This window comes from Paraburkholderia diazotrophica, assembly GCF_900108945.1.
GTDB lineage: Bacteria > Pseudomonadota > Gammaproteobacteria > Burkholderiales > Burkholderiaceae > Paraburkholderia > Paraburkholderia diazotrophica.
Map to the genome: position 1 here is coordinate 16,899 of NZ_FNYE01000062.1, position 10,627 is coordinate 27,525.

6 protein-coding genes are annotated in these 10,627 nt (G+C 53.0%); 3 read left to right on the top strand and 3 right to left on the bottom strand.

Features of this window, described 5'->3' with window-relative positions:
- The first annotated feature begins 720 nt into the window (after positions 1-720).
- Positions 721-2,013 (top strand): cytochrome P450, encoded by a 1,293-nt coding sequence (locus BMW76_RS37935; RefSeq protein WP_012406792.1) that lies wholly within the window; start codon positions 721-723, stop codon positions 2,011-2,013.
- A gap of 156 nt (positions 2,014-2,169) precedes the next feature.
- Here BMW76_RS37935 and BMW76_RS37940 read toward each other — a convergent pair whose 3' ends face one another.
- From BMW76_RS37940 to BMW76_RS37950, 3 genes are all read right to left on the bottom strand, one after another.
- Positions 2,170-3,525: a carboxyl transferase domain-containing protein gene (locus BMW76_RS37940; protein ID WP_090873867.1), complete on the bottom strand. Its 1,356-nt coding sequence runs from the start codon at positions 3,523-3,525 to the stop codon at positions 2,170-2,172.
- Positions 3,526-3,610: 85 nt separating this feature from the next.
- Entirely contained in the window at positions 3,611-4,951 is a 1,341-nt protein-coding gene (locus tag BMW76_RS37945) for an amidase family protein (protein ID WP_090873868.1), read from the bottom strand.
- Between the two features lie 30 nt (positions 4,952-4,981).
- Entirely contained in the window at positions 4,982-6,670 is a 1,689-nt protein-coding gene (locus BMW76_RS37950) for an NAD(P)/FAD-dependent oxidoreductase (RefSeq protein ID WP_090873869.1), read from the bottom strand.
- 1,066 nt (positions 6,671-7,736) lie between these two features.
- Between BMW76_RS37950 and BMW76_RS37955 the strand changes: the two genes are divergently transcribed.
- Positions 7,737-8,591, top strand: coding sequence for a sterol desaturase family protein (locus BMW76_RS37955; protein ID WP_012406797.1), 855 nt, complete (start codon positions 7,737-7,739; stop codon positions 8,589-8,591).
- A 747-nt stretch (positions 8,592-9,338) separates the two neighbouring features.
- Entirely contained in the window at positions 9,339-10,115 is a 777-nt protein-coding gene (locus tag BMW76_RS37960; RefSeq protein WP_012406798.1) for a GH12 family glycosyl hydrolase domain-containing protein, read from the top strand.
- Positions 10,116-10,627 lie beyond the last annotated feature (512 nt).

A 10,627-nucleotide genomic window follows, 5' to 3' on the forward strand; every position in this document is an offset into this window, starting at 1 on the left:
TGATTTCACTATCACAGTCAATCTCGGTGCCCGGGCGACACCATTGATTTCAATCATGCCGCCTACTCGCAAGCTCTTTTCCGATGAAATGTGCAACGGTACACTTATGCCATGATCGATAGGTCGACCGCATCGCTGTATGGCCAGTTCCTTCGAGAAAAGCAACTCACCGACATATTGGCAGCCGCAATAGCTACGCTCGGTTCCCTCGGCCTGAGCGCGGGGGCGAATACGTTAATCAACTTACGGTCGTTGTCTTCATGATCGCAAGAAGCGTACGATTTTCACCAACCGTATGATCTTCGCCCCGAGACGGTCAACGCGCAAGGTGAAAATTTATGTGTTCACTGCAAAAGCCAAGAGGACTACTATCGATAGCATAGCCGAACGAAAGAGCACAGAGCCCGCAAACTCGGCGGAGTTCGCCGATTCGCAGACGTCGACGCAATTGCATCGTCCGCGGCGCGACGAGCCAGCCACTTGACAAGCTCACGATACTCTGCGCGCATTCAGACCACCATTCCGGGCCGCATAGTCATCGACTGTGCGAACGTCACAGCAGGTGGTGGCCGTGAAATGCGTGTATTAGCAATTGGTACCGGTCTCGGAAGTTTCGTGTTGCGGTCGCGCGAACGCAATCTTGGCCTAACAGTCAGTCGTTTTTGCGTGTGGTTATTGGCCACGCCGATTTCACGACGCATTTTAAACCGTCCTACCGTCATGAACATGTCAAATTACGACCTGCCAAAAGACATGGCAAACCATCTGGTTGATCCGCATTACTATACCAACCCTGATCGTCTCCATGAAACGTATGCTTGGGCGCGCGCGAACAACCCTGTCGGGCGTGCAATGGCGGACGGGCATGATCCGTTCTGGGTGGTCACGAAACACGCCGACGTCTCCATGATTTCACGAGACACCGTCTCGTTTTGCAACGGCGAGTATTCTGTCGTCTGCCGGCCGAAAGCGTCGATCGAGCATGTCATTTCCGCAACTGGTAGCCCGAACATTGTCCGCTCGCTCGTGCATGTCGATGGGGACGAGCACAAGAATCTACGTGCGCTGACACAGTCATGGTTTATGCCGAACAGCATCATCAAGCTTGACGGCCGCATTCGGTCGCTGGCACGTGCGATGACCGCGAAACTGCTGCAGCAAAGCGGGCAAGTGATCGATTTTGCGAACGACGTTGCATCGCACTACCCGCTGAACGTGATCATGGATATTCTCGGCGTTCCGCAGGAGGATTCGCTGCGGCTTTTGACGCTGACTCATGAGATGTTCGGAAGCGAGGATGCGGAATACAAGCGCGAGATGCAGCGCCAAGGCGACTCGAGCAGCGCAATGGGCAAGGCTCTGCTGTCCGTTGTGGCCGACTTCAAGGACTACTTCAAGCGCCTCACCGAAGACCGCCGGGCGAACGCACGTAACGATATCGCGAGCGTACTAGCCAACGCGGTGGTCAATGGCCAGCCTATCGATGAAAGAACCCTTCTTGGCTATTACGTGATCATCGCCGCTGCGGGGCACGATACGGTTTCATCGTCCATCTCAGTCGCGATGTGGGCGTTGAGCCGCTTCCCTGAGCTGCTGCCGCGACTTCAGGCGGACCGTTCGCTGATTCCGCAGTTTATCGACGAAACCTGTCGTTACGCATCGCCTGTGCGTCATTTCATGCGTACGGCAACTGTCGACACCGACGTCCGAGGACGAACAATCCGGAAGGGCGATTGGCTGATGCTCTGCTACGGCTCAGCAAATTTTGACGAGGAAGTCTTTCCTGAGCCGTTCAATTTCAATATCGACCGCAAACCGAACCGGCATCTCGCATTCGGCGTTGGCGCTCACGTGTGCCTTGGTCAGCATCTCGCAAACATGGAGATGCGCATCCTGTTTGAGGAACTGATCCCGAGGTTGCGGCTTATCGAGCCGGCGGGTGAAATTGAATTCATCGCGTCCAGCTTCGTCGGTGGTCCAAAGCATCTTCCAGTGCGCTGTGTGATGCAATGATTACACCAAAAACAGCGAAGGAATGCTGCCATGAAAGCCGAGGACATCATTCTCAGAATCAAGTATTGGCAAGTCCGCCAATACTTGGCCGTTTTGATGCAAAATATTTCAAGTGTGCTTTTAAAAGTAAACGGCCGGAAAAATACGAGAGCATCATCAGCTAGGAAATAAATATTTAGTTAGTTGATCCCTTGTTTGTTCTATATCAATAACGTCAGTAATCAGTCCGCTACTTTTTAATAACCTTGGATCCTCAATTTCTTTGGTTAGTGTTTGCACTGTGATCCTTGCGTCCTCGTCAAGGTTAGATAAAACCTTGTTCATCGTATCCGGACTGAAAACGCCAATATGCGCATGCGGATATGCCAGCACTGCTACCGGGTCGAACCCGGGTCCGCACATGGCGTAGACACCGCCGGTGTAAGCTTTTCGCGCAACAAGGAGTAACTTCGGAACCTTACATTGAATATGCGATCGAAACAATTCTGCTGCCGCCGAGAATATGCCGCTACGTTCCGCTTCTTTCCCGATCATGAATCCGGGGACATCAGCAACAAATATAATCGGTGTTTTGGTTTTGGCAGCAATGTTTATCATTTTGACCATTTTGGACGCAGATTTCCGATGGATTATGCCTCCGTTGTGTCGAGGGTTGTTGGCGATAACCGCGATCAGATTCCCTCCGATGGTTGCATAGCCCGTCAATACCTCCTGCGCGTATTGTGGGCTCATTTCGGTCAGACTGCCTTTATCGATAAAAGAATATAGCAAATCATGCATGTCATATGGTGTTCGGTGATTCGACGGAATCAATTTTTCAAAATTGGTCGGATCGGGATTTTGATATTCAAAAGCGCTGCGTGAGCTGCCTTTAAAAATGTCGTTAACCAATTTTTTTAAGCATTGGAACAAGCTTCCTTCGTCATCAAATACCAGCTGAACCGAGCCTGAGTCCTTGCTGTGGACGTTTGTTCCGCCTAGTGAATAGAGGTCGGACTCCTGCGCCAGCATGGCCTTCACCATATCCGGCCGACCCATACATAAAGCGCCCTTCTCAGTCATCAGTACCAAGTCTGCGAGCATCAGCGGTAAAGCAAGCGGGCCTGAAGTAGGACCGAGTATGGCGGAAATCAGCAGATTAGTTTCTGCAAATTCCGCGATAGATGCGCTTACCCGGCCCATTCCCGATGGAGACAAAAGCAGTCTGGACATGTCTCGGGAAAGCACTTTTGTTGTGTCGAAGCTACCTGTCCCTCCAGACTGGTCCTGAATGTAGATCAACGGGGCACCGTTATTCTTAGCCTGAGTTACCGTGCTTATGATTTGCCCGGCAGTGTGCCACTGGCCACTTCCATGGAACTCACAGTCTTGCCCGCGATTCATGACAAGAAACGTCCTTACCGAATTTACCAATCCTTCACCGCAGATGAAATGACTCCTCTCATCCTGGTGGTGGTCAACAAAACTGCCAGGGTCAAAGAGCGCATTTATCCTCTTCAAGGAAATTTGCATTTACCGTTTGCCCTCCTGACAGTGCGTGTGAGACGAGTTGCCGCGGGCGCTGTTGCGCTGAGCGGTGCTACACGGTAGCCCACTATTACGAAATCAGAATTTCTTCAATGCATGTTGCTGCGGCTAGGAGGCGGCGATCTTGACCTCGCGCAGCGTCCAAACTCAGTCCCACCGGCAGTGACTTATCGGGCGCGACAGGAAGGGTGATAGAAGGCATCGCAGCGTTGCTGGCCAAATCGGTGTTGCGAATCACGTCCGCAAATAGTCCAGGCCGCCCGGCATCGATCAGACGCGGTACGCAACGCGGAACGGTCGGGTAAGCGAGAAAATCAATGTCCCAGTTGCTAAACAACGTATTCATTTGCATGCGTAAGGCAGCAATACTTTGGATTGCGGATGAATAGTCTCGACTGGAGATAAACTTTCCGGCCAGATTGGTGTGAATGATATCTCGGACACCAGTGTCACGAATGTTGTCGAACACTGTATTTATCCTGTTTGCCCACCCCAGCGAAAGCAATGTCCGAGGGAAATCCGTGAAAAATTCATAAATCGGAACGGTAAACGTTCCGGCCTTATTTAGCCCGGCAACAGCCGAATCATCCAGTTCGATGCACTGGAAACCTGCACGAGTCAGTCGTCTGACGGCGTGCGCGCAGTGCTTTCGGACATCATCATCCAGTTCCGTCCACATCGACGCCGGAAGGCCGATTCGGCGTCGAGTACTTTTCATTTTTGTCGGAAGCTGATCTTCGGGGGTCAGCAACTCATATAGAAGCTGCGCATCTTTCGCTGTCTTCGTCAGCAGGCCTGGGGAATCCTTCGTTCGGGAAACGGGGATGATTCCGGCTGAAGACCATCGACCGCTTGTGGGCCTAAAGCCAGTAATGCCACAGAAGGCGGCCGGTATTCTTACCGAGCCGCCGGTGTCCGTCCCGATTGCGATGGGAACGATGCCGGCTGCCACAGCCGCGGCGCAACCGCCACTGCTCCCTCCGGCCAAATGCTCGGGAGCTGCTGGATTCACCACAGTCCCCCATTGAGGGTTGACCGATGTGATGCCAAAGCTAAGTTCATGCATATTGTTCTTGCCGGCGACGACAGCTCCGAGGGATTTCAGCTTCCTGACGATAGAAGCATCGCGCTTGGCAATACAATCTTCCATTCCCGGTGTTCCCGCAGTAACAGGGAGACCTTTAACACAAATATTATCCTTTAAGGAAAAAGGGATGCCAAAGAGTGGTGCACCTTTTAAAGCGTCGTTCGCTCTAGCAAAGTACGTCTCGGCGTCGCATGTACGAATGAAGCAGTTGAGTGTCGCCGCACGTACATCCGCGCCGAGTATGCGCTCCCGGATTTCTGCTGCCGACAGTGTACCAGTCCGTATGCGATCGCAGAGTGATTGCACGGTGTTTTCAAAATGCATAGGGTTTCAAATACGAGCGAACGTGCGATATCAGTAACGGTAAGCGCTGCGGATTTCGTCAAGCGGGTTGCCCGGCAGAAGCTTCCCTCCTGTACTGCGTATCACGGCGCATGCGCTGTTCACAGCCGTCTGCACAGCTCCCTCAATCCATCCTCCGGTGAAAGAACAGCCACATCCAGCCAGATAGAGCCCGGTATCCCTTGCAGGATTATTTGCCGTCTTGTACTGAAAGAAGAGTCGTTGTGAATAGACATCCTCGCCGGGATAGTTGAGCTTAAACGCTCCGGAGGAGTGCGGGTCGGTCAACCAGTCGTGGTGAAGGACACTAGTATCATAATTGCCGGCGGCGGGAACTAAATGGCGCGCGAGTTCTGGATGGAACGTTGCAAGTTCCTCGACAAAGCGCTCACACCGCTGCTTTTTGTCGGCGACGCTCAGTAGCTTGTGGGCGTCGTCTTCCCACGTGTAACTGAGTAATACCACGCCCCGCCCATCTAAGTTATCAGGTTCGTAATCGAGACAATATACGCCCCGAGCGAAACCGTCCGACTGGATGGTGACTGGCAGCCCGTTTGTGATCCAGAATTTGTCGCGGGTGAGCATGAACAGTTTCGACGACCCCGTGAGATGTGTTTCTCTCACGGCTCGGGATACGTCGCGGCTTAAAAACGTTTCGTCGTCTGTCAGACAGTGAGCGATTTGCATTGCTCTGTTGTTGCTGGTAACGATTACGCGGTCGAAAGCCACTATCCCATCTCTATCCGTTGAAAGTTTTATCTTCCCATCCTCTTTGTAGATGCGCCCCACGGTGCTAAAGCGAACCCGTTCGCTGACAGTGCTTCCTCCGATCTCCTGTCCAGCCAGCCGTTCAACCAATGTGGAAGTTCCGCTCGAGATCAGGCGCTGATCATCGAGATAGCCGTTAATGACGAGACGCAGAATCTCAGTGAATCCCGCTTGATAGACAGGCAGAAAGCCGCCGGAACCTATCCCTAAAGAGCCGAACAGCTCGAAGTCGTCGGGTCTCTTCCATAGGACACCGCCGGGTGGATTCGGGCTAGTGAAAATCGTCACAATGGCGGAATAAAACGAACTATCTCGAAATGCGTCGAGCCAGGCCTGCCATGCCGTACGCGCTTTTTCGAGTTGATGTGACTTCAACATGGCCGTAATCTTTGTTGGCGCTACGAGAGAGATGCCGTTTAGTACACACCCGTGACGCAACAAGGCTGTCCAACCTTCATGAACGCGTCTGAATAATGACGGTGGGGGATCTCCCGCGGGCCAAACATGACGAGCACCGCGATAATGCAGCTCGGTGTCGACCACTCCTGGATCAGGGAAAGACGCTGTCGTGCAGATGTTATGCTTGTTTAGGTAGTGAAAAAGGCCGGTTGCACTAGGAGGAAATCGCATTGCGCCCATTTCAGCAATAAGATGTGGATGCCTTGGATCAAATGTTTGGGACCAAATTCTTCCTCCAATGCGATCGCGAGCCTCAAATAATGTAATGTCCCTTACCCCTGCTCGCAATAGTTCTGTGGCAGCCACAAGGCCGCTGATACCGGCTCCAACGATGGCAACTCGGGGCGCAGGGATGCCGGACGGAAAGCAGCCAATTCCTCCTTCAGACTCTGAAAGTTGAAGGAAGGGAGCGTAGTCATACAGCAGGTCAACAGTCGGTGATGAACTTTGTGAAAATGCGACAGGGTTCTTCATGGATTGTCTCCGTTATGACAATGCATCCGTCTAGGGAACGATGGTTGAGGTGAATGCTGCAGCGGCCGTCGGTCGCAAAAATCGGATACCGACCTATTCCGTAGACGGAGGCTATACAGCATGCTGAAAAAATTGTATTCGTTGAAGGTACGGCGAATGTGACCATATCAAAAACACCGGAGCTATATCAAACAAATAATATTGATACTAGTACCAAGCTAATTGGAGGGTCTTTGACGCCTTGCATCACGACGCGCTAGTGGGCAATTCCTGCCTCAAAGTCCTAAGCAGTCACACCGTATGGTGTTGCGTGCAAACCTCCGGTGCCGAACAGGATTAACGTCGATTCGAGCTGCGGAGCTATCCGGAAGGCGAAAGCAGGCCTTCCAGAACGAGCTCACGTTAAGAAAAACCTTCATCGAAGTAGTCGCACGTATGCACATCGCACAGAGAACATTCATCAATCAACCTGTAGTCAAGAGCACGAAATTGCGCGTTTTGTGATTGCACAGCAATTCCTTCACGCCTGCTTCGCCCTGAATCGGCGATATTTTGCGCTCGATTAGACGCCAGGTGCATGAACGAGAGGCGTCGGCGCTTAACCGGCGCATCGCTACATGTCATTGGTGGAATGGCTGCGCTGCTATCGCAACCAATCAATAATGAGGATACCTAGGCGTGTAATCACGTGACACAGCTGACCAAACCGGTTGAAAGTCGGTAACACTCCGTCATGGAGTAGCGTTAGCCATTTAAAGATCAAATGATGCCTATCCAAACAATCGATTTTCGGAATTTTTGGAAATGCCGCATAGTATGTCACGCACCGCTTTGATGGCGCGGTGATCCACGGTGACCGTATGAATGCGGCGTGAATATAAAATTTGTATGACTTTACCGCAATGCGCTATAGGTGCGGATCTCGATGCCCAATCGGACTTGTAAGGTCGCGCTGAAGATCAATAACCGTTGAACGCTTGATCCTCGGTGAAATCGGCTGCGTTGACGCGAGAATCGCACCGACCGGAGGTGGGCACATTCGGTCGATTTTCTCGGAGCAAAATAGATGCATATTCTCGATGTTAATCAGATGGCCGAGTTTTTTGTGAAATCGTTTAAGCTCGTTGCGATCTTCGCTACATTGTGCGTAGCGCTCGAGGTGATCTTTCCGGCTTATCGATACAGTTTTGCGTCGTACGTTCGCGGCGTACGGAATTGGATCATTCGCATTGGGCTCGGTGCGATAGTCTGGCACGGCTACGCCGTGGGTTTGGAATGGTTAGGGGTCGAGCCGCTCCTAACGGTCAATTTCGCGACATTGCTTCACTCAGACAACGCAATCATTAACGTGGGCTTCGCCGTCCTTTCTGGAGTTTTAGTTGCGATCGCCGGCGACTTCTTTTACTACTGGATGCATCGAGCTCAGCATGCTGTTCCATTCATGTGGCGCATGCATGCTACTCATCACTCGATCCGCGAGCTGACGGCGTGGAATTGCAATCATCACGTTTCCGAGCCGCTTATTTATGCAGTATTTGTGGCCCTACCACTCACGCTGATTCACTTTAAATCTGGCGTGGTGCCCGCTGTTGCGATGACACTGATTGCCTTTCAGGCGCATCTTTCTCACTCTAGCACTCGCATCAATCTTGGGCCGCTTCGATACATCATCGGCGACAATAAGTTCCACCGTATTCACCACTCGTTGGAACTGCAACACCGACGCCGGAACTATGGGTTCTTTACGACTATCTGGGACACGATTTTTCGTACGGCGTACTGGCCAAAAAAGAATGAGTGGCCGGAAGTTGGGCTTCGAGGCCAGTCTGAACCGCTCACCGTGAGTGACTACTTTATGTTTCCGTTTGATCGGAGCCGCTGGTGCAAGGCTAGAGACGGAAGCGGTGTACGGCAGAGTTGAGGCTGGGATTGAACGCCGGAAAGATTTGCTCTGGGAATCAGATTGTCGAGCACAGAAGGATGAATAGCTGAAAACTCGATGAAGATGCACTGGACGGTCGTGTCCGACCCCCGCTTGATGTAATTCTGACGTGTGTGCGCTGGTGCCTGCGAGACTTCGAAGAAGTGATTGAGGGGCGAGGCACCTCGGTGGATCGTTTAACCGTGCATCGTTGATCGCTTACAGTAAGTTGCTGCCGTTGCGGGAGATGCGTCCTATCACAAACACCCCGTCTGCAGGGGTTGACGCGTCAGTGAGATCTATGTTGGAAGCAAGGGCGAAAGGAAGGACCAGTATCGCCCAGTCAGCAAGGCCGGGCATACCATCGATTTCTGTTGCAGGTCCATTGGAATAGGGCGGCGGCACGGCAGCATTTTGAAAAATGAATCGCCTAGAATGGCGAGCTCGGGACGGCGACGATCGATAAACGCGGCGCCAATACGGCTGCGCAGGAAGTCAGGTTCGCGCGAACAGGTTGCGCCGCTCGATCACGCGGCATAAGGGCAATACTCCGACAGGAATGTCTGCTGTGCTTGTGTCCTGCTCGATTGCATTCAGTGGCTCACATGGTCGGAGGGGAGATGTGGACAACAGCGTCACGCAAACTTTCTCCCGGGCAGTGTTTCTATTTGGATTGGATTGCTGCTTAAGCCGCTCGCCCCCACTGATTCCGACAGATTCATCCACTCGACAGGACGTAGCACTACCATGCCCCGAATCTCGATCCTAGCGAGCTACGCTGCTACCGCCATACTGATGCTTGGCGTCACCAGCGCACAGGCCGCGACTTGGTCAGCATCTTCCCCCGAAACCTCGTCCTGCTTCTCGACCAATTTATTCGCCTCTTGGATCTACGGCAGCTACACCGTCAACAACGACGTCTGGTCTCCCTGCAGCAATGTGACCGCGGGTGTGCAGACCATCTGGGCCAACACTAACCTCGACTGGGGCGTAACTTCGGATCAGCCCAACACCAGCGGCATCAAGTCCTATCCGCACATCGGTTACTTGATCAACAAGACCATCAGTTCGTTGAACACGTTGACCGCGGCGGTCTCGGCTACTACGCCTTCCGGTGGTGCATGGGAATCGACCTTCGATATATGGGCTAGCAATAATTCGCACGAGATTATGGTCTGGCTGAACTACACCGGAACCTCGGAGGGTTGCGGCAATGTCAAGCCGATCTCCTATAACTGGACGTCCGCTGGTTGCGCTGTACCGCTTCACAGCAACGTCTCGCTAACCGGTGGCACTTGGAACGTCTACGTGGGCAGCAACGGCCGCAACACGGTTTATTCGTTTTTGCGCACGACCAAGACCAACGACACGACGATCGATGTGCTGGCGATCATGAAGTACCTGAAGTCGCTCAACTATTTCGACGACGTTATGATCGGCGAACTGCAGTACGGCTTCGAGATCACGTCATCGCCCGGCGGTCTGAGCTTCGCGTCCAAGAACTTCACCGTTACTGTCGAGTGATTCCGCCGCCTAGCGTCGTGGACTGCCGTCCGCACGCCGGGTGTGCCGGGTTGTTTCATCGCGCGGCGCAGCGCGCGGATACGTTACGCGCGATGAACCTGAAGCCACGTTCTCTGTGCCGGGCAGCCATTTCGTCTTGTCGTAACAGCGACAGGTCCGGCTCCAGTTGTCGGGTTTGAATGTCGGCGAACCGAGACAAGATTAACTAAAAGTTCGCCGGCACTTGCGCCATAGGCCACCGCGTTCGAGTGGCACGGATCTCGCTCTTGCCTACTGCGCAACCACCGTCGGTTGCTACGAGTCATTTATGGAGGATAGCGTGAATGACAGCATGCTGCCCTCGACTGCCTGTAGCGGCGTCGTACACCTAACGCACTTGGGGCACCGTCGAAGCGCCTGCCGCCGCCGAGGCAGCAGGGCAGGATAGTCATGCCTGTCTCACCGGGCTTACACCGATCATCATTGCAAGGAGTGTCGCATGGCCCTGAAGATCATTGCGTCAACGTGTACCG

Excerpts from the sequence above, each read along its gene's own strand:
- BMW76_RS37945 (WP_090873868.1), bottom strand. The coding sequence starts at position 4,951 with ATGCATTTTGAAAACACCGTGCAATCACTCTGCGATCGCATACGGACT.
- BMW76_RS37950 (WP_090873869.1), bottom strand. The coding sequence starts at position 6,670 with ATGAAGAACCCTGTCGCATTTTCACAAAGTTCATCACCGACTGTTGAC.
- BMW76_RS37960 (WP_012406798.1), top strand. The coding sequence starts at position 9,339 with ATGCCCCGAATCTCGATCCTAGCGAGCTACGCTGCTACCGCCATACTG.
- BMW76_RS37955 (WP_012406797.1), top strand. The coding sequence starts at position 7,737 with ATGCATATTCTCGATGTTAATCAGATGGCCGAGTTTTTTGTGAAATCG.
- BMW76_RS37935 (WP_012406792.1), top strand. The coding sequence starts at position 721 with ATGAACATGTCAAATTACGACCTGCCAAAAGACATGGCAAACCATCTG.
- BMW76_RS37940 (WP_090873867.1), bottom strand. The coding sequence starts at position 3,525 with ATGCAAATTTCCTTGAAGAGGATAAATGCGCTCTTTGACCCTGGCAGT.